Genomic DNA, 20,747 nt, shown 5'->3' with positions numbered 1-20,747 from the left:
TCAAATTAATTATATGAAAAGTAATTTTATACAAAAAATTAAGCAATCGGTATTAAGTCAAACACCAAAGAGGAATATCTCCCTGGTAATAATGACCTTAATAATGATTGTACCGGTAACATCTTGTAAAAAATCATTTTTGGATGTTGTTCCTGATAACGTATCAACAATAGCCAACGCCTTTGTTTCACAAACCGAGGCAGAGAAGTATTTGTTTACCTGCTACTCATACCTGCCAACGGAAACAGATCCCACTTATAATGTTGGGCTTACCGCCGGTGATGAAGTTTGGGTGGAAGACCCTGCAAATCACATACGGTCAACAAACGTACTGCAACTGCCCAGAGGATTCCAAAACTCGTCTGACCCTATAGCCAATTATATGAATGGTACCAGGGACGCGGCTGCGAATTATAAGGCTATACGGGATTGTAATGTCTTTATTGAAAATGTCAGCGACAAAAGCAAAGTGCTGGATTTGGATATTGACACACGTGAGCGTTGGATAGCAGAAGCCCAATTCTTAAAAGCTTTCTATCATTTTCAACTTTTCAGAGCTTATGGGCCAATACCCATTATCGATAAAAATCTGCCCATTGACGCGTCCATCGACGATATACGGGTAAAACGCAGGCCGGTTGATGAAGTAGTAAATTATATAGCCGGATTATATGATCAGGCTGCTGCAAAACTACCTTTAACAATCAGGAATGAAGGAAGTGAACTGGGTCGTGTTACCAAGGCGGCTGCTTTGAGTATGAAAGCCAAATTGCTGGTAACGGCGGCAAGTCCGTTGTTTAATGGCAACCCGGATTATAATTCATTCAAGAATAAGGATGGCGAGCAGTTGTTTAACCCTACTTTTAGTGTCGAAAAATGGCAGCGCGCTGCCGATGCCTGCAAAGCAGCCATTGATTTTTGCGAATCCCAAAATATACGCCTTTATACGTTTCCTACACCTACTAATCCACTTAGTCAAACTACTATGACTCAAATGGGTATCAGGAACGCGATGAGCGAAAAGTGGAATGAAGAACTGATATGGGGGCTAACTGCCAATAATAACATCAACTATAATTCATTCTTCCAGTCGATGTGCGCCGGGCAATATGATTTTAACAATGCCGATGCCGCAAAGTCAGCCAATCGCCCGTTACTTGGCCCTACCTTAAAAATGGCTAAGATGTTCTACACTAAACACGGGGTGCCGATTAACGAAGATAAAACGCTTGACTTTAGTGATATAGCTCAGCTAAGGGTTGGTACACATGACGAGCGTTTTAACATCAAAGAAGGGGAAACAACTGCAAGGCTTAATTTTGACCGGGAGCCACGTTATTATGCCGACCTTGGATTTGACCGCGGTGTTTGGTATATGGCCAACAGCCCAACTAAAACCGATGAAGATACCTGGTGGATGAAGGCCCGCGGTGCCGAAGTTGGGCAATCGTCACCTATACCAATTGCTGGTTTTTATATGAAAAAAGCCCTTAACTGGCACTACGAATGGGCAACGGTTACCTATATCAATTACCCTTGGCCCGAAATGCGTTTGTCTGATCTGTATTTGCTTTATTCAGAGGCATTAAATGAAGCTCAGGGGCCTGTAGCTGATGTATATACCTACGTAAACCGCGTGAGAGCGCGGGCCGGCCTGCCTACGGTTCAGGATGCCTGGACTAATTACAGTATTAATCCAACCAAATACACTACAAAGGATGGAATGCGGTCAATCATTCAGCGTGAGCGCAGCCTTGAACTTTGTTTTGAAGGCCACCGGTTTTGGGATCTATTGCGCTGGAAAACAGCCGGTATTGAACTTAACGGAAACGTAACAGGATGGACAATAAGCGAAAATTCACCTCAATTGTATTATCGCGAACGGCTGATTTTTTCGCGGCATTTTGTGATTCCGCGCGATTACTTATGGCCAATAAAAGAAAGCGATTTACTGGTTAACCAAAACCTGGTTCAAAACCCTAACTGGTAGATATAGCGACAATATGTTTAACAATAAAAACATTCACATGGAAACAATGAAATTACGGGCTGCTTTTTGGATCGGGTTGTTAGCAATAATAATAACAGGCTGTAAGCAGGAAACACTTAATAAACCTACTATAACTAATAACAACCCGCCTGGAGTTGTTACCAACGTGCAGGTACAAAACGAAAACGGTAAAGCCAGTTTAACTTATACGTTACCCGGAGATAATGATCTGTTTTACGTAAAAGCAGTTTACGAAACCTCTCCGGGTAAAACACGCGAGGTAATTGCATCACGCTACACTAATACATTAACTGTTGATGGCTTTGGCGATACTCTGGCACATGTGATAAAGCTTTACGCGGTAAATTCAAGCGAAAAGGTTTCGGCACCTGTTAGTGTCACAGCAAACCCTTTAACGCCACCATATCTTCTTGCTTACCGATCACTTAAAATAACTGCTACTTTCGGTGGTTTTAACATTGCTTGTGATAACCTTACCCAGGATAACCTGGTTATTGTACCAATGGTTGATACCGCTAACAATGGTTTATATGTGCAGCCAAAGGGTATGGATAATGTTTACAGTAACAGTATTTCAATAAAGGCCGCTGTAAGAGGCCAGCCGGCTATTGAGCGTAAGTACGCATTCTTTGTAAGGGATAGATTTTTAAATAAATCCGACACTTTATTTTTAAATCTTACACCTTTTTATGAGGAGCAGTTTTCAAAATCGGATTGGTCGGTTTACAAGCTGCCAGGCGACGCAACCAACTTGTATTCATATACCGATGTAACCAAAATTTTTGATGGAAACTTTACCGGCGGTTGGCCAAATTGCCTCTTCACGGTTGAAAGTGCCGGAAGCCCGCAAATGGTAACAATCGATCTTGGTAAACAAAGGGTATTCAGCCGCTTTATTCTCAATCCATTCATCGAGATCGGTAATGTATATTATGTAAGGGGTAATTTGCGTGATTTTGAAATATGGGGATCAAATTCGCCAAATGTGAATGGCTCGCTGGATGCTTCGTGGACAAAATTGTTAACCTGTAATATAGTAAAACCATCTGGTTCACCTTCAGGTACGGAAACAGCTGCTGATTACAAATATGCACATGATGGATGGGGCTTTGATTTCCCGGCCGGATTAAGTGCTTACAGATACATCAGGATCAGGAGCTTGCGTAATTGGACAGGATCGTACTTTATGAGTATCAGTGAATTTACCATGTTTGGAAAGTAACAAGGCCGATGCATTTATCAATTTAATTACAATTATGAAACTATATAAAATAACATCATGCTATCTTTTAGTGCTGGCCGTTTTCATTATGAGCGCCTGTACCAAAATGGATGATTATAAAAAGAAATATGAGCCCAATGGGGCAATAATATATCCGGGCAAACTGGATTCCGTTCAGGTGTTTTCTGGCCGGAACCGTGTTTTGCTAACTGGTCTGTTTACATCTGACCCTAAAATTGTGAAATACCGGGTATACTGGAACAGTAAACAAGATTCGATAGAAACGCCTGTAACCCGTACATCAGGGGTTGACACGGCTAAATTGGTCATACCTAATTTACCTGAAGGTACAATGACCTTCGAGGTCCGCACTTTTGATAACGGGGGCCATATTTCCGTTCCGGTTACATTGGCTGCTAATGTATATGGTACTCTTTACCAAAGTTCACTTATCAACAGAGGTATAATCGCGGTCAAATTACAAACAGATGGCTCCGCGTTAATTAACTGGGCTGACGTTAATGCTGATGACGGGTTGGTTTCAATGGAACTAAAATACACAGACGCTGCCAACAAACAACGTGATACAGTAATTGTATCGCAGCCAACTGGTTTAACCACATCTCTCCCTAAATTTAATGCTGGAAAAACGCTTAGTTACCGCACAGGTTTTAAACCAAATAAAACGGCCATCGATACTTTTTATGCAGATTACGTAGATCAGAAAGTAATCGATGTAACTAATGCGTACCTTTTAAACACAGGGCCTTTTCAAAGAAACACCTTTGATGGCCGTTGGGGAACCCTCGCTGCGCCATGGGTAACTAATGCGGCGGCCAAAAATAAAGATGGCGGTACCAATGGGGGCTATAGTTCTGATGGCGGCGGTACCATTAACTGGGAAACATGGAATAATACCCCGGTAGTGAACGGTATCGTATATCAGGTTACTTCTTCGCAGCTATCGGCAGGAAGTTATACTGTGTCATTTGATGCCTATTCGGAAGTGCAATCAAATTCATCGGTTTACTGTGTGGCAGCCGCCGGAGGGAACGGCATCCCGATACTCGCAGATCTTTCAACAGCGCTGGGATCTGTAAAGATGTATAACGGCGCAAAGGCTGGTACAACCAGTCCGAGTTCAAGGGATGTGAAAACTTTTACTTTTACACTTTCTTCACCGCAGGTTGTGTCCATAGGATTTCTGGGTAACCTGGTTGGTAATGGAAACCCAGGCAATTATTTTACGGTGTTTAATATTAAACTGTTTAAAAATTAAAAGTGATAAAAAGTCCCTGGTGTTAGCCAGGGACTTTTTACTTTAATATAGCTATCGTTTACAATTGAGCTTATTCATAAATGGCTACTTGTACGGGTTCGTCCTCTGGTATTTCGTCAATTTGAGCTGATATCGATTTTTTTGTAGCATTTGAGGTAATAAAACTCATGCCAAATGCAAGTAAAAGCAGGGGTACTGTCATCCAGATTACCTGATGGATACCATAATGAGCAATCACAAAACCACCCAGTAAAGTGCCCAATGTAATACCGGCGTTAAAGAAGGAGGGAAGCAGGCTGTTTACAAAGTCAAGCGCTGGTTCCTGAATGCCATGGGTAAGCTGTATATTTGCCGCTAAAAATCCTCCGGTGTGTATAAATCCCCAAACTGAAAGAATAATAACCATTGGAATAAAATGCCCGCCAAACAGATATGCCAAAACATGGGTTGCAACTAAAGAAAGCAAAAACAGCCGCGTTGTAAGCGTTACATTTTTACTAAGCGCTATACCCATAAGCCAGTTGCCGGCTATCCCTGTACCTCCAAATACCAGCAGCATGATGCTAATTTGAGCTCCGCTCATACGCGAAACTTTATCCAGGTATTCGGCAAGATAACCATAGGTGGCAAACATGCCTGCCAGGATAATGGTTGAAGCCAGTAGCTTAATCCATAAGTGTACACTCCGCAGCAGCTTTACCTGGCTTTTGGGACTTGCCTGTTCCTCATTAACCGGCATTGAAGGTGCAAATAGCGTCAACGCGCCAAAGGCTAATAAGTTAATAACGGCTGATAAGATAAAAGATGCCCTCCAACTAAAAAGATCTGCCATGTAGGTGGTGAGAGGCACCCCCAATACGGTAGCAACGCTAAGCCCGGCCATTACTATCGAGATGGCTTTTGGCGCATCTTTTGGCCCCGCTTGTTTTGCAGCCGCAGTCATGGATACTGCCCAGAACACCGGGTGCAAAAATGCCGGTAGTATACGGGCAATCATAAGTACGGTGAAGTTCGGCGCTATTGCCGATAACAGGTTAGAAATAACAAATATCCCTAATACCAGGCACATCACAAATTTGCGGTTAAGACGTGCTGTTAGCATATTGGTAAACGGTCCTGCAAGCGCCACCGTTAACGCGAAGGCACTAAGCAGCCAGCCTGCCGTATCAATGGAAATATGAAATTCTTTCACCAGGTCGGGAAGGATACCGATAACTCCGAACTCTGTGGTTATGATGCCGAAGGCACCAAGGGCCATAATGTAGATTAATTTATTCATGAGTAGATGTATTTAAATATTTGAATGTTTCGATGTTTTATATTGAAGTAACCAGTCAAATCAGAAGATGTCAGTACTTAGCTTTTCAGTTCGTTCAGGCAGGCAATGTATTCATCAAGTACCTGCTGGTTCAATACATATTTAAGGTTGCGGCCTTCTTTTTGTGATAACAATAAATCGGCATCAACCAGCTGTTTAAGATGGTGTGATACGGAAGGTTGGGTAAGGTCAAGGAGGTCGTTTACCTCTGCACAGTAAAGGCAATCTTTCCTTTTTTTAAACTGTTGTAAAATAGCTATCCGGTTTGCATCGCTCAGCGCCCTGGATATTTTCTCTATTTTTTTGTTGTCCATTTTTTGCCGTCAATTATATGTATTCAACGTTATAGTGTAAAGGTAAAATAATATTAACATATAGGAATGTTTCTATGCATTTAAAACGCATAAATGACAATAAAAGGATATATGGGCAAGCCTTATGGGAGAGAGATGCTTCTCCGATATTCGATTTTGTCACAAACACACCCGTTTGTTGGCACATTTGCCTGTTTAATAGTGATGGTGCTGATCTTAATTTTATGGTATGAAAGTAGTAAGAGTACAATACACCACACGCGCAGAGTTTGCGGCCACCAATCAGCGGAACATCGCTGCCATTGTTGAAGAGTTGAAAACTTTAAATCATCCCGGTATTAAATATACAGCATGGCTATTGCCCGACGGTAAAACATTCATGCATTTCGATCAGCTCGAAAATGAAGAAGCCCACCTTGTATTACAAGGGCTGGCTTCGTTTCATAAATTTGCTGACGAACTTGAAGCCAGTGATTTAGAAGTCGAACCCAAGCTTGAGCTGCTTTCGCTTGTGGCGTCTACGGAGACCTATTTTTAATGCACTAAAACTACTGTTTGCCGATTGGTAATGCCGTTTCTGTTTTCGCAGCTTTCATCACGAGTTTGGTTTCTACCTTGCCAATAGCAACAACCGCGAAAAGCCGGTTCATCAAAAAATCATAATACTCTTTGCGGTCTTTTACGGTTACCTTAAGTATAAAGTCAAAATCGCCGGTGAGGTGATAGCATTCCAGTACTTCCGGAAGTTTAATGATCTCACTTTCAAAATGACTTAAACTGTGCTGACTGTGATCTTTCAGTTGCACATGCGTAAAGGTCATGAAATCCAGCTCGAGCTTTTCATGATCAAGCACCGCAACGTATTTTTTAATATAGCCTCGCTCCTGGAGCGAACGGATCCTGTTATTGATAGGAGTAGTGGTTTTGTTAAGCTTAAGGCCTATCTCCTGGCCGGTAAGGCGCGCATTTTCCTGTAAAAGCTGGAGTATGCGGATATCTGTTTCATCGAGTTGGTTGAGCATGAGAGTTATAAAAACTAAAATATAAGCTTTAAATATTTATCAAAAGTTTTAAAACCTGTTTTTAAGAAGATTTTTAGTCTTAAAAACCAAATTTTAAGTGCTGTGTGGATTATGAGATTGTGAATATACAATTTTACATCGTAATACTATGAAGCACGACAAAAAACAACTATCGCCGGTAATCCTTGTTACGGGCGCCCGGGGGCAGATCGGTACCGAACTGGTTGCCGCTTTAAGAAATGTTTATGGCAGGGAACAAGTAATTGCCACCGACTTACATGATGCTATGGCAACCCCGGATTTAGAGGGGCCATATCATCAGTTAAATGTATTAGATAAAGATGAGCTGGAAAACCTGGTTGCTACATATAGAGTAACTCAAATTTATCACCTTGCAGCTACTTTATCTGCCAAAGGAGAAGAGGCCCCGCTAAAAGCATGGCACCTGAACATGCAAAGCCTGCTCAATATATTGGAAGCAGCCAAAGATCATAAATTGGATAAAGTGTTTTGGCCAAGCAGTATTGCTGTATTCGGGCCTTCAACAGCACGTAAGATCAGCCCCCAGAATGCTTTGCTTGATCCGCAAACGGTCTACGGTATCAGTAAGGAAGCTGGTGAACAGTGGTGCGCCTATTACAGGGAGCATTATGGGGTGGATGTACGCAGCTTGCGTTATCCGGGATTGATCAGCTACAGTGCTCCTGCTGGCGGGGGCACTACAGACTATGCAGTAGCTATATTTCACGAAGCTTTGCAGAATGGATCTTACGAATGCTACCTGAACCCCGACACCGCATTACCTATGATGTATATGGATGACGCGGTAAGGGCTACGCTTCAACTGATGAACGCGCCTGTAGAAGCACTCAAAGAACGCGGAGCATATAATATCGGTGCTTTAAGTTTTACACCTGCTCAGCTTGCCGTAGAGTTGAAAAATCACTTGCCCGATTTTACCATTAGTTATAATACCGACAAGCGCCAGTCCATTGCGAACTCATGGCCCGCCGGTGTTGAGGATGCTGAAGCAAGGCGCGACTGGAACTGGCGTCCTGAATATGATCTTGTTACTATGACTGCAGATATGCTCGGTCATCTCACACCTGTTTATAAAAATAACAGCAATACTGCTGCAGTGAGTTAATTAAGGGTTTAATGAGAGACCTGAATATTACCCAATCGATCACAGCCCGGGATGCCGCTTCGTTGGAGAAGTATTTTAGTGATATTGCCCGCGAGCCAACTATCAATACGGAAGAAGAAGTTCTGTTAGCTCGGAAGATCCGGCAGGGAGATCTGTCGGCTTTGCATAGGTTGGTAAAGGCCAATCTGCGTTTTGTGGTTTCCGTGGCAAAAAAGTATCAGCACCAGGGCATTCCCATGGGCGACCTGATAAGTGAAGGTAATTTGGGTTTGCTTGAAGCCGCGAAACGGTTTGACGAAACCCGCGGCTTCAAGTTTATATCTTATGCAGTTTGGTGGATCAGGCAGCGAATCATGGAAGCACTGTTAGATAAAACGCGGATGATCCGCCTGCCTGCCAACCAGGTGGATATGATTGTTCATGTTAACAGGGCCACAGGGGTTCTGGAACAACGACTTGAGCGACTGCCCGTTCAGGATGAAATAGCGGCATTCCTGGAAACTGCTGAATGGAAAGTGAAAGAAGCTTTGCATGCGGCGCCTTTTACACATTCGTATGATAAAGCCGATACACCCGGCAATGACGGATACAGCCTGCTTGATCGTTTACATACAGATGAACCCGGAATAGAAGGCCTTTTGGAAGCTTACCAACTTAAACAACAGCTCGATGATTTGCTTAATAAGCTAAACGATGCTGAACGATCTGTTGTGTTTTATCATTATGGTCTGGACGGGCACAGTGAACTCTCGGCCCCCGAAATCGGTAACCGGCTTGGTATTAGCGCAGAAAGGGTGAGGCAGCTAAGAAACCGGGCTATTGACAAGCTTAGGGAAAGTGCTAATTTGAAAAAGCTTGAAATTTAAAATAAGCAGGTAGGGATTTTATTTTTTTCTGCGTCTTAATTTCTTTCGATACTTTATCCTGCATTAACTTCACCAGTCCATTATTCAGGGCTAATTTGCGATTAAAATGAGCTGCTGAACTATTTATCTTGCATTCGCTGAATTAAGCAAACGTTTGCGCTAAATTAAGATCGCAGGAAATTAGGCATTCCTATTTAACCTTTATAATTTAGGAACTTGAAAACATCATGGTCGGTACACTTAATATACGGTCAATCATGTTCAACCCTACAAATGCAAATGAAAAAAATACTCCTCTCTTTATTATTGCTAACCCTCATAATTTCACAGGTTTTTAGCCAGGCGAAACATAGTTTTAAAATTGCTGATGGCAATTTTATTTATGATGGAAAACCCATCCAAATCCACTCAGGCGAAATGCATTTTGCAAGAATCCCTAAAGCTTACTGGAAGCAGCGCCTGCAAATGCTCAGGGCAATGGGTATGAATACGGTTGCTACTTACGTTTTCTGGAACCATCACGAGGTCAGTCCGGGTGTATGGGATTTTAAAACGGATAACCGCGATATCCGCGAGTTTGTAAAAACCGCACAGCAGGAGGGCTTAATGGTAATATTAAGGCCGGGGCCCTACGCTTGTGCCGAATGGGAATTTGGTGGCTATCCTTGGTGGCTCCAAAATGATAAACAATTGGTTATCCGCAGTAAAAACGAACGCTTCCTTGATTCATGCAAAACTTATATTAACCAGTTGATGGGGCAGGTTAAAGACCTGCAAATAACCCATGGCGGGCCAATAATCATGGTTCAGGCCGAAAATGAATTTGGATCATATGTAGCCCAGCGTAAGGATGTGCCGCTTGCCGATCATAAAATTTACAGCGCAGCTATAAAAGATCTGCTTTTAAAAGCGGGCGTTGATGTGCCATTGTTTACTTCTGATGGCGACTGGTTGTTTGAAGGCGGCGTAATTAAAGGGGCATTGCCAACTGCCAATGGCGAAGGTGATACCAAAAATTTGAAGAAGCTCATTAACCAATATAACGGAGGAAAAGGCCCTTATATGGTGGCCGAATATTATCCTGGCTGGCTTGACCATTGGGGCGAGAAATTTGAAAAAGTATCAGAAACCTCGGTAATTAAAGACCTGGAGAAGTACTTGAAAGATACCGTATCATTTAATATATACATGGCACATGGTGGCACCAATTTTGGTTTCACAAGCGGTGCTAATTATGACAAGGAACATCAAATTCAGCCGGATATTACCAGCTATGATTATGACGCCCCTATCAGCGAGGCAGGATGGGTAACTCCCAAGTTTACAGCTATCCGCAACCTGATGAAAAAGTATGCAGCTTATGCTGTTCCTGAAGTGCCCGCGCAGCTTCCGGTGATCCGCATTCCGGCTATTAAGCTTACCAAAACGGCCGATTTGCTGGAGATGGCGAAAGACCAGCCCGCTGTAGAAAGCGATACCCCGCAAACATTTGAAACGCTTAAGCAAGGTCATGGCTATGTATTATACAGCCGTAAATTTACCCAACCTGTCAGCGGCACTTTAAACCTGGAAGGCCTGCGGGATTATGCGACCATATATGTAAATGGCGGAAAAGTTGCAGAGCTTAACAGGCAAAGTAATAAATTTAGCTGCCCTATAAATATTCCTTTTAATGCGCGTTTGGATATTTTGGTTGAAAACCTTGGCAGGATCAATTACGGTGGCGAGATCATTCACAATCTTAAAGGAATCATTAGCCCGGTGAAGGTTGACGATCATGAAATTACAGGCAACTGGCAAATGTATAAGCTACCTATGGATAAAGTACCGGCGCTCGGGGCAGGCACAACAAACACAGCGGGCCATCCAGCACTTTACCAGGGGACATTTGACCTGACTAAAGTGGGAGATACCTTTTTAGACATGAAGAATTGGGGTAAAGGTATAGTATTCGTAAACGGGATCAACATTGGTCGCTATTGGAAAATTGGCCCGCAGCAAACGCTTTATTTGCCAGGCTGCTGGCTAAAAAAAGGTACAAACAGTATCGTTGTACTTGATCAGTTGAATGATATCCAGCAAACAGAGATCGCTACGGTAACCGTGCCGGTATTAGATGGCCCGGTAAGTAAATAATATAATTTAACTTAATGAATGACGGCAGGAGACTATCCTGTCGTTTTTTTATGGCTGTTATTTAACAGGATTGGGTTTTAATATTTAACTATTACTATTTAAAAATAAGAGGTAATTTAACCTATCGTTTATATCAATAGATAAGCCTTAATAATAGTTCTAAATATTCGTACGGGTTGGTATATTCACACTTAATTATGAAATCCTTAAGTTAGATTAAGGAAAATAAATCCTGTTTCTTATTCCCGAACGAAACAATTTGTAAGCTTTTGGTTTGATAATAAGTGCCGTAAATCGATGAAGATCAGTAAGGTTCTATATGTTATATTTATATTATTGATCGGAACCATAGCGAGGGTATCTGCCCAAAATACCTATGTAGCAGCGGTGCACGGCGTACTCGATCTTCGTAATCAGCCTGTCAATGATAAAATTGAACTGACCGGAAACTGGCTGTTTTATTGGAACCAATTAATAAATCCCAATGACACTACTGCTATTAAGGACAGGCTTTTGGTTGAGTTTCCATTTAAATGGAGTGGATATGCCTGGCGGGGCAAAAAGCTACCTGCGTTTGGCTATGGTACATACCGGCTTAAAATTTTACTTCCCCAAAAACATGGCGAATTAAAGCTGGGCATGCCTGATGTTTACAGCGCGTACAGGCTGTATATTAACAAAAAGTTAGTATCATCAAACGGGAAGGTAACTACTTCCGGAAAGGGATTTGAAGCACATTGGGAATATCATGCTGTTGCCCTGCCCAACAGTGATACCATCAATATTACATTACAAATTTCCAATTTTATACACAGTAAAGGAGGAATCAGTAAACCCATTTTCATAGGGCCTGCGGAAAGAATTGACCTGGCCCGGCATCGCGCCGAAGGTATTGATCTGATGCTGACGGGCTGTTTACTGATGGGGGGATTATTTTTTCTTGGTTTATATCTGCTGGGCAGCCGTGATAAAGCCATTTTACTTTTTGCCTTGTTCTCGATAGTTTATAGTTACCGGATCATAGGTACAGATAACTATGTGCTGCACACCTTATTGCCTGATATTAACTGGTACATAACGGCCCGGTTGGAATATATGAGCTTATTTTCGGGGATAGGTCTGTTTGGGCTTTACACGTTATACTTATATCCGGCAGATGTAAATCCGCGGGTTGTAAATATTATTAATGGCATTTGCTTTTCGTTCACTTTAATGACATTATTTAGTCCTCCGTGGATTTTTACCCAGCTCGTGAACCCATTTTTAGCAGTGATGCTGTTTTGCCTCGTTTATATTCCATATGTATACTCAAAAGCCTGGCGCAATAACAGGCCTGGATCTGTTTATGCTTTAATGAGCGCGTTTGCTTTAATGTCGGTATTTGCGATATCGCTTTTTCATTACTGGGCATTAATACCTCCGTTGCAGCTGGTTAGTTTTTTAGGATATATCGCTTTTTTCTTTTTGCAGTCGCTTGTGTTAGCGCACCGGGTATCATTTGTATTGAAAAAGGCGAGGGCTGAAGCCGAACAGGGTTTAAAGGTTAAAAGTGAATTTTTGAGCACGATGAGCCACGAAATCCGGACACCGCTTAATTCGGTAATAGGGATGAGCCATCTGCTGCTTAAGAACGAGCCACGCAAGGATCAGATCGAACATCTCAACGTCATGCTTTTTTCGGCTAATAACCTTTTGGCAATAGTGAATGATGTACTGGATTATAACAAGATAGAAGCCGGGAAGATAACTTTTGAAAGCATTGAAATGGACCTGGCTGCACTTGCCCGTAATGTAGTAGGTGGTTTGCAAACAGTAGCACATGATAAGGATATAACCCTACGCCTTGATTTTGATAAGAAATTGCAGCATAAACTGCTTGGCGATCCCACCCGCTTATCGCAGGTAATTACTAACCTGGTTCATAATGCTATAAAGTTTACCCCAAGCGGGGAGGTTGTGTTAGGGATTGAGGTGAAAGAACAAACCGAAACTACGGCCACATTAATGGTGTTTGTTAAAGATACCGGTATCGGTATCCCCCGTGGCAAACAAAAACTCATATTTGAACGCTTTACCCAGGCCGATTCGTCCATATCACGCAGTTTTGGTGGGACAGGTTTAGGTCTCGCAATCAGTAAAAAAATATTGGAGTTACAAGAATCGTCCTTGCAGTTGATTAGTGAGGAAGGAGTAGGCTCGGTATTTTATTTTATTAAAACCTTTGAAAAAGCTGGTAAAATATCAGAGGCGGTTAATGTTAACGTTAAACCCGATGCAAATGATAAGCTTCTGAACGGGATCTCTATCTTGCTGGTTGATGATAACCCGATGAATGTGCTGGTGGCGCAAACTTATTTAAAACGCTGGGGGGCTGCTACCGATGTGGCAACCAACGGACAGGAAGCACTTGACAAGCTGGATACGTCAAAACATCGTCTTGTGTTGATGGATTTGCAAATGCCTGTGATGGATGGGTATGAATCCACAAAAAAAATGAGATTGAACGGTATAAATATCCCCATTATAGCGCTTACCGCCAATCTTCCCAAAGATGTAGAGGACGAAGCTTATAAAACAGGTTTTGACGATATTGTGATGAAACCTTTTTTACCCGATGAACTGCATAGTAAAGTATTGCACCACGTTTTTAAGCAGGAGCATGTGTAAGATGTTCCTGAATCAAACTTCCTGTTTATTTTCTGAATGAAAATTTCATTTACTCATAGGGGTAAAATGATCCTGGCGTGTTTCAGGATAAATTTTACTAAAATGAACAGATTAGCTTCCTTATTACTTCTTATTACTTTTATTTACCCTCCCGATAATAATTGGGCCAGGCGGATAATGGAGGAAAATAAATGGATAAACATCCTTACAACCATTAATTACCGCGTTAAGATTTAATTGAATGTTAACCCAAACTGATGATATTTTGGATATAAATAGCGAACAATTGATCCCGCTACTGCTCTCGGGCGATGAGCCGACCTTTGAAAAGGTATATAAGCACTTCATCAGGCCGTTGCATGTGTACGCTATCTCTATTTTAAGAGATGAAGATACGGCGAAGGGGATGGTACAAAACGTTTTTATGCGGCTGTGGGAACGAAAGGAACGGCTGAATTTTACCGGCTCGATAAAGGCCTACTTGTATGGCGCGGTTTATAACGAATGCCTTAACAACCTCAGGCACCAGAAAGTAAAGGTTAATCACCAGCAGCACGTACTGTATATGACAAAGGATAAAGTTGATAGGGGCGCCGGTATGGAACTGCTTGACCTCAAGGAAAAATTACAACAGGCATTGAATGACCTCCCCGAAAAATGCCGCACAGTGTTTCAGTTGAGCAGGTTTGAGGATTTAAAATACCAGGAAATTGCTGATGAATTAGGCATCTCCATAAAAACAGTAGAAAACCAGATGGGCAAGGCCCTGAAAACATTACGGATCAAATTAGTTGATTACCTGCCGTTGATCATTTGGGTTATCAGCCGGGCTTTTAATATTATTTAACATGATGGACGATTTATTAACCAAATACATGCTGAACGAGACCACGCCGGCTGAGAACGAAACCATCAGCCGCTGGCTTGGCGAAAATGACGATAACCGGAAATATTTCGATCATTTTAAACTGATCTGGGATACCAGCCGCGAACTTAAAATAGAAAGTAAGCTTGATCCCGAAGCTTCATGGGCCGAATTTAAACAGCTGGCGCAAAACAGGGATGAAGCACCGACTACAATTAAATCTTTAAAACCGGTAAACCGCTGGCTTAAAATGGCTGCTATGTGGCTGGTGATATTGGGAAGTGCGGGGATCTTGTACACCGTATTCAAACCGGTCAAAGTCAATATGCTTACACTGCAAAGCGGCAAAATAGTACGCAAGGTTACGTTATCTGATGGGTCATCGATCACCATGAATAAAAACTCGGTGTTGAATTACCCGGACAGATTTACCGGCGGTACCAGGGAGATATCATTAAAGGGAGAAGCCTTTTTTGATGTGGCTCATGATAAATCAAAACCATTTATGATCCACGTAAATGATGTAGTTGTGAAGGTGGTAGGCACATCGTTCAATATCAAAACTACCGGCGCCAATACCGAGGTTATTGTTGAAACCGGCGTTGTGCAGGTAATTCAGCAGGAGATAGTGGTGAAACTAAAACCTAAGGAGAAAGCATCGGTACAAAGTGGCCGCCTGCAGAAAGGCAGCAGCCAGGATGAGCTATATAATTATTATCGTACCCAAAAGTTCGTAGCCAATAAAACACCACTGTGGCGGCTTGTGGATGTGCTTAATGAAGCCTATCACGCAAATATTGTTATAGATAATAAAAAGCTGGCTAACAGGACTATAACAACCACATTTAAAGCAGATTCACTTGATGGGATATTAGAGGTCATAAGCAAAACCCTTGGCGATGTCAAAGTGGTCAAAAAACCTCATCTCATCATAATCAAAAACTGATGGAAAAGAAACTAAGCATATTATTTTATGTAATGCTCGTGTTGGCGGGCTGCCTGCTCATTACCAATGCGCTGGCGCAGGATAACCTGAACCGTACTGTAGCGCTCAATGTTAAACAAAAAAAGATAGCCGAGATCCTCACCATTATCGGCGAAAAAGGGAAGTTTTATTTCTCGTACAGCAATGATGTCATCAAAACCGATAGTGTGGTGAGCATAGTATCATCCGGGCAAACGATCAAAAACTTACTTGATGAGCTGTTTCATGGCAGGGTTGATTATAAGGAGTCGCCGGGATATATTATTCTCCGGCCTACCCCGTACAGGTTAACCCTTGTGCCTGATACCCTGGCCGGGCCAGGCAATGTTTATTACATCAGCGGGTACGTGTATGATGATATCACCGGTAAAAAACTTTACAATGCCAGTGTTTATGAAAAAAATTCGCTGGAATCAACCCTTACCGATCAGAACGGTTACTTCCAGCTCAAGATAAAAGCCAATGGTATGATTACACTTAATGTAAGTAAGGAGCTATATCGTGACACCAGTATCAATTTTTTAAATAATGTAAACGTATCCATAAAGTCACGCGAATATTATTACAGCGCCGATGCCGCAAATTCAAAATCAGACAGGAGCTGGCTGGGCAGAATGTTCCTTTCATCCGGCCAGAAAATACAGAACCTTAATTTAGGTGGATATCTTTCAACGGTTCCGGTACAAACCTCGCTTTTACCAAGTTTAGGAAGCCATGGTATGATGAGCGGGCAAATAGTCAATAACTTTTCGCTCAATATTTTAGGGGGATATAACGGTGGCGTTAATGGCGTTGAACTTGGCGGACTGTTTAATATCAACAAACAGGAAGTTAAATATGTACAGGCCGCCGGGCTCTTTAATATTGTTGGGGGTAACAGCAAAGGCGTTCAACTGGCCGGCATTAATAATAACGACCAGAAAAACATAGAAGGTATCCAGGCGGCTGGTATATATAATATGGTAAAAGACAGTCTTAAAGGCGTTCAGCTTGCCGGGATCTTTAACCACGTGAGCAATAGCAAAGGCATCCAGGCGGCAGGTATTTACAATTACACCCGGAAAAACAACAAAGGTTTTAGTATCGCAGGGATAGCCAATGTTACAGGCAACGAAGCAAGCGGAATACAGGTAGCAGGAATTTTTAATAAAGCCCGGGTGATAAAAGGCGTGTCATTTGCTATGGTAAATATTGCCGATACGCTTGATGGTTATGGCATCGGCTTATTGAATATTTCGCGTAATGGATATGCTAAAATTGAAGTGTACAGTAACGAGATCACTACAACAAACATCGCCTTTAAATCGGGGAATGCTAAACTGTATTCCATCATATCAGGCGGCGTTAATTTTACAGATAAGCATGTTTATTATAGCACAGGTTTTGGCTTAGGTCACGATTTTATCTTCAATAACAATATGTCACTGTCAGCTGAAGGTTCGACTCACTTACTATTGGCAAAAGGATGGAAAAACCAAAATCAGATAAACCGGGTAAGCGCGTTGCTCAATTTCAGGGCAGGTTCAAAAGTTAGCTTCTTTGCAGGGCCGTCGTTTAATGTTTACACTAATTATGGCAATCATCCCGGAGACAGCGATATTCAGCAGATCATAAAAAACAAACCCGGTTTGATTGATTGGGGTAACCGCACAAAAGGTTGGATCGGTTGGTCGGCCGGTATCACGATATTGTAAGTGTGCTTTAATATGTCCAAATTTGTGCAAATCAATAATCACCTGATGAAAAAACTCCTTTATCTCATTTTGTTCTGCGCATCGTCAGCTTGTTTTGCCCAGGATTCGAATAAAGACGTAACTTTCTTAAACCCATCTACAGTTGGTAAGCCATTTGGCTATTCTCACGCTGTAATTGTTGATCTGGGTAAAAATAAAATGGTGATCATGTCGGGTCAGGTTGGTTTGGATCAGGCCGGCAAGCTTGCCGGCAAAGGTGATCTCGCGAGCCAAACTGAGCAGGTTTTTGCCAATATCAAAAACATTGTTGAGGCTGCAGGCGGGACCATGAATGATCTGGTTGAGTTGAACTACTATATCATAGACGCATCGCAGGTGCAGGTAGTTCGTAATATCAGGGATAGATATGTGAATACAAAGCAACCACCGGCAAGTACACTGGTGCAGGTAAGCAAGCTTTTCAGGGATGATATTTTAATTGAGATAAAAGCGACGGCTGTTATCAAAAAGAAGTGAGGTTAATATTAAGCCTACGAAGTTTTAAAAACTTCGCAGGCTGATTTACGTGTTACCATTTTTTATTGACAACCCTTGCTGCCTTTACCTGTGCAGTAGTTGCCGTATTTGCCTTATTGCCAAAGGCCATTAATTTAAAAAAAACCGACGACAGGTTTCCTTGTCGCCGGTTTTTATGCCTTGTTTATGCCTGTGAGGCAATACTTGTAAGTGAGATTATGAATAATAAAATGAGAGCTTTTTTAGTCCGTTATTATTTTTTATAGGTGATTTTATAAATATTTCCAGCTACATCATCGGTAACGTAAAGTGAGCCATCCGGGCCTTGCGCCAAGCCGCATGGACGGTGGGCCGCAGCACCTGAAGCTGTATTAGCAGCAGAGCCAGAAAAGCCGTTGGCAAAAACTTCCCACTGACCATCAGGCTTGCCATCTTTAAATGGTTGAAATACCACGAAGTAACCAGCCTGCGGTTCAGGTGCGCGGTTCCATGAACCATGAAAAGCGATGAATGCACCATTTTTATATTTCGCGGGGAACTGATCGCCGGTATAAAATAACAGGCCGTTAGGGGCAAGGTGGCCCGGATAAGCAGCTGCGGGGTCGATAGCATCTTTTCCGCCTTCAATCTTGCCGTCGCCGCCATATTCAGGCATCAGCATTTTTTTATGTTGTTCCTGGTCGTAATACATATAAGGCCAGCCTGCATTATCTCCTTTTTTAAGCGCATACATACACTCGGCAGGTAATATGGCCGATTGTTTAGCAGTGAAATATTGTGGATAGAATTCAAAAAGCTGATCGCGGCCGTGCTGCATTACAAAAAGCTGGTTGTTTTGCTGATTCCAGGTGATACCTACAACATTACGCAGACCGGTAGCATAACGTACACCATCGCCATAATGCTGGTTCAATTTATCTGCTTTAAACTGCCAGATGCCGCCGGCCGAATCTAAAATAGGGCAGCCTTTTTGGCCCGGGGAACCCTTTTTTCGGTCTTCAACCTGGCAGGCATTTGAGTAAGCGCCAATGTTTACGTAAATGTTGCCATCGTTATCAAGCGTTATGGCCTTAGCTTCGTGCTCGTGGCGGCTAATAAGGCCGGTCACTATTTTTTCGGGCTGATCAGGATTGATCACCTCGCCCTTATCGTTCAGTTTATAACGAAAAACCTCTTCATCCGACGATGCATACAGGTATCCGTTTTTAATCGACATACCTGTGCCGCTATAAGCGCCAAAGCTGTTCTTTACGGTAGCCTTGCCGCCATCTTCGTGAAGCATTAATATCCCCTTGTTGTTTTTAACATTGGTAAGCTTTACATAGATGTCGCCTTGCGGTGTAATGGCAATATGGCGGGTACCACCAAGTTTTTCAGCAATAATACTGGCGCTAAAGCCTTCTGGAGTTTTAATACCCGCGTTTTCTGTTGATGGAGCAGGGGTAGAAGTGCTATCAGCAGTTTTCTTTGAGTCGCTATTACTTTTGCAGGCTGTAATAAACATAATACCTGCCATAGCAACTACAGGCAGTATGGAACGTAATAATTTGCGGTTTTTCATGGCAAAGATTAATGGTTATCAAATTAAGTAAATATACCGATAATCCTAAAATCTGTTTTGTAGTAATCGAGTGACATTGTTGTTTTTTTATCTAAGCATATCAATTAATAAAATTTGGCAACAATAGATTGCGGCCTTAATTGTTTAAAATAAAATTTGGTTAAATGGTTTGCGGGTAAAACATAGTATCAATCAACTAATGTTGTGACATATAATGCTGTGTTTGATTAAACCATTGCTGATAGATATTGTCCTAACTGTATAAAATTTACAATTATGAAGAAGTTAGCCATATTATCAGCAATAGCAGCCGGAAGCTTATTTATCAGTAAAGCCAACGCACAGGTATCTATACAATTTGGTATCAATATCCCCGCTCATCGCGTTTACGTACCTGCCCCTCCTCCGCCCGTAGTAGAAGAAGAGCCTGTTTATGATGATAACGTAAATGTTAGTGACGACGATGATTATTACTATTTACCGGAAGTAGAAGCTTACTATAATGTAGGTGCAGGATGCTACTACTACAATGACGGCAGCCGCTGGGTAAGCTGTGCTTATCTGCCAGGCGCTTACCGTGACTATAACTGGCGTACTGCTGTACGATACGAGGTAAGAGCGCCACGACCATACTTGCGTCACGATTTTTACAGGCAAAGGTGGGGCGGTTACATGGGCGACCGTGGTAACTGGGGGCACCGTTTTGACAGAAGGCCGGCAGGCGGCTATGCTTATCGCCCGGGCTGGGGTGGTGACCGTGGAAACTGGGGCAGAAGACCTAACCCATATGATAACCGTGGTAACTGGGGAAGTGGCAGAGATAATCATAACTGGGGCAACGGTAATCATGACCGTGGTAACTGGGGTAATGGAAACCAATCTGACAATGACAACCATGGTAACCATGGCGGATGGGGTAACGGACAGCCTAACAATGGCAACAATGATAACCATGGCGGTCATGACAATCGCGGCAACTGGGGTGGCCGACCATCAAACGGCGGCGGTTATGACAGGGGCAATGGTGGTGAGCGTTTTTCTCAAAATGGAAATTACGGCCGGGGCATGCGCAGGTTTTAATATTCTAACTCCCTATATATTAACTGAAAGGTCGCCTGTTATGGGCGATCTTTTTTGTGTTATA

At 42.4% G+C, this 20,747-nt stretch carries 17 protein-coding genes; 13 read left to right on the top strand and 4 right to left on the bottom strand.

What is annotated here, in order from left to right; translation table 11 throughout:
* Positions 1 to 13: 13 nt before the first annotated feature.
* The 3 genes from ABID99_RS12520 to ABID99_RS12510 are packed head-to-tail and all read left to right on the top strand — an operon-like array spanning position 14 to position 4,512.
* Positions 14 to 1,990, top strand: a complete 1,977-nt coding sequence (locus ABID99_RS12520) for a RagB/SusD family nutrient uptake outer membrane protein (RefSeq protein WP_188831878.1) — start codon at positions 14 to 16, stop codon at positions 1,988 to 1,990.
* Positions 1,991 to 2,027: 37 nt separating this feature from the next.
* Positions 2,028 to 3,233, top strand: a complete 1,206-nt coding sequence (locus ABID99_RS12515) for a DUF5000 domain-containing lipoprotein (protein ID WP_373613894.1) — start codon at positions 2,028 to 2,030, stop codon at positions 3,231 to 3,233.
* A gap of 34 nt (positions 3,234 to 3,267) precedes the next feature.
* Positions 3,268 to 4,512 (top strand): DUF4998 domain-containing protein, encoded by a 1,245-nt coding sequence (locus ABID99_RS12510; RefSeq protein ID WP_373613893.1) that lies wholly within the window; start codon positions 3,268 to 3,270, stop codon positions 4,510 to 4,512.
* A gap of 70 nt (positions 4,513 to 4,582) precedes the next feature.
* Here the strand turns inward: ABID99_RS12510 and ABID99_RS12505 are convergent, their stop codons facing one another.
* Both ABID99_RS12505 and ABID99_RS12500 read right to left on the bottom strand, forming a co-directional pair.
* On the bottom strand, positions 4,583 to 5,791 hold the full coding sequence (locus tag ABID99_RS12505; RefSeq protein WP_373613892.1) for an MFS transporter: 1,209 nt from the start codon (positions 5,789 to 5,791) through the stop codon (positions 4,583 to 4,585).
* Positions 5,792 to 5,868: 77 nt separating this feature from the next.
* On the bottom strand, positions 5,869 to 6,144 hold the full coding sequence (locus ABID99_RS12500; RefSeq protein ID WP_176624557.1) for a helix-turn-helix transcriptional regulator: 276 nt from the start codon (positions 6,142 to 6,144) through the stop codon (positions 5,869 to 5,871).
* Between the two features lie 229 nt (positions 6,145 to 6,373).
* Between ABID99_RS12500 and ABID99_RS12495 the strand changes: the two genes are divergently transcribed.
* Positions 6,374 to 6,682 carry a hypothetical protein gene (locus tag ABID99_RS12495; RefSeq protein WP_091162842.1) on the top strand — a complete coding sequence of 103 codons (309 nt, stop codon included), beginning with the start codon at positions 6,374 to 6,376 and terminating at the stop codon, positions 6,680 to 6,682.
* Positions 6,683 to 6,692: 10 nt separating this feature from the next.
* Here ABID99_RS12495 and ABID99_RS12490 read toward each other — a convergent pair whose 3' ends face one another.
* The gene (locus ABID99_RS12490) at positions 6,693 to 7,166 is read right to left on the bottom strand and encodes an Lrp/AsnC family transcriptional regulator (RefSeq protein ID WP_090525447.1); all 474 of its coding nucleotides are present in this window, start codon (positions 7,164 to 7,166) and stop codon (positions 6,693 to 6,695) included.
* 148 nt (positions 7,167 to 7,314) lie between these two features.
* On the opposite strand from ABID99_RS12490, the gene ABID99_RS12485 reads away from it, so the two are divergent.
* The 8 genes from ABID99_RS12485 (at position 7,315) to ABID99_RS12450 (ending at position 18,042) form a co-directional block, all read left to right on the top strand.
* Positions 7,315 to 8,313 carry an NAD-dependent epimerase/dehydratase family protein gene (locus ABID99_RS12485; RefSeq protein ID WP_373613891.1) on the top strand — a complete coding sequence of 333 codons (999 nt, stop codon included), beginning with the start codon at positions 7,315 to 7,317 and terminating at the stop codon, positions 8,311 to 8,313.
* Between the two features lie 11 nt (positions 8,314 to 8,324).
* Positions 8,325 to 9,179, top strand: a complete 855-nt coding sequence (locus ABID99_RS12480) for an RNA polymerase sigma factor RpoD/SigA (RefSeq protein WP_373613890.1) — start codon at positions 8,325 to 8,327, stop codon at positions 9,177 to 9,179.
* Positions 9,180 to 9,458: 279 nt separating this feature from the next.
* Positions 9,459 to 11,315 carry a beta-galactosidase family protein gene (locus tag ABID99_RS12475; protein WP_373613889.1) on the top strand — a complete coding sequence of 619 codons (1,857 nt, stop codon included), beginning with the start codon at positions 9,459 to 9,461 and terminating at the stop codon, positions 11,313 to 11,315.
* 297 nt (positions 11,316 to 11,612) lie between these two features.
* Positions 11,613 to 13,982 (top strand): response regulator, encoded by a 2,370-nt coding sequence (locus ABID99_RS12470; RefSeq protein ID WP_373613888.1) that lies wholly within the window; start codon positions 11,613 to 11,615, stop codon positions 13,980 to 13,982.
* Positions 13,983 to 14,223: 241 nt separating this feature from the next.
* Positions 14,224 to 14,829 carry an RNA polymerase sigma-70 factor gene (locus tag ABID99_RS12465; RefSeq protein WP_090525458.1) on the top strand — a complete coding sequence of 202 codons (606 nt, stop codon included), beginning with the start codon at positions 14,224 to 14,226 and terminating at the stop codon, positions 14,827 to 14,829.
* Position 14,830: 1 nt separating this feature from the next.
* Positions 14,831 to 15,793, top strand: coding sequence for a FecR family protein (locus tag ABID99_RS12460; RefSeq protein WP_373613887.1), 963 nt, complete (start codon positions 14,831 to 14,833; stop codon positions 15,791 to 15,793).
* Positions 15,793 to 17,526 carry a carboxypeptidase-like regulatory domain-containing protein gene (locus ABID99_RS12455; protein WP_373613886.1) on the top strand — a complete coding sequence of 578 codons (1,734 nt, stop codon included), beginning with the start codon at positions 15,793 to 15,795 and terminating at the stop codon, positions 17,524 to 17,526. The genes ABID99_RS12460 and ABID99_RS12455 overlap by 1 nt, the downstream gene beginning before the upstream one ends.
* 45 nt (positions 17,527 to 17,571) lie before the next feature.
* Positions 17,572 to 18,042: a RidA family protein gene (locus ABID99_RS12450; protein WP_090526214.1), complete on the top strand. Its 471-nt coding sequence runs from the start codon at positions 17,572 to 17,574 to the stop codon at positions 18,040 to 18,042.
* Between the two features lie 253 nt (positions 18,043 to 18,295).
* On the opposite strand, the gene ABID99_RS12445 is transcribed toward ABID99_RS12450, so the two are convergent.
* Positions 18,296 to 19,603: a sorbosone dehydrogenase family protein gene (locus ABID99_RS12445; protein WP_229701496.1), complete on the bottom strand. Its 1,308-nt coding sequence runs from the start codon at positions 19,601 to 19,603 to the stop codon at positions 18,296 to 18,298.
* 276 nt (positions 19,604 to 19,879) lie between these two features.
* Between ABID99_RS12445 and ABID99_RS12440 the strand changes: the two genes are divergently transcribed.
* A complete protein-coding gene (locus ABID99_RS12440) occupies positions 19,880 to 20,683 on the top strand; it encodes a hypothetical protein (RefSeq protein WP_373613885.1) in 804 nt (267 codons plus the stop codon).
* Positions 20,684 to 20,747 lie beyond the last annotated feature (64 nt).

It is taken from the genome of Mucilaginibacter sp. OAE612, assembly GCF_041806395.1.
Taxonomy (GTDB): domain Bacteria; phylum Bacteroidota; class Bacteroidia; order Sphingobacteriales; family Sphingobacteriaceae; genus Mucilaginibacter; species Mucilaginibacter rubeus.
This window is presented reverse-complemented; position numbering and strand designations above follow the sequence as displayed.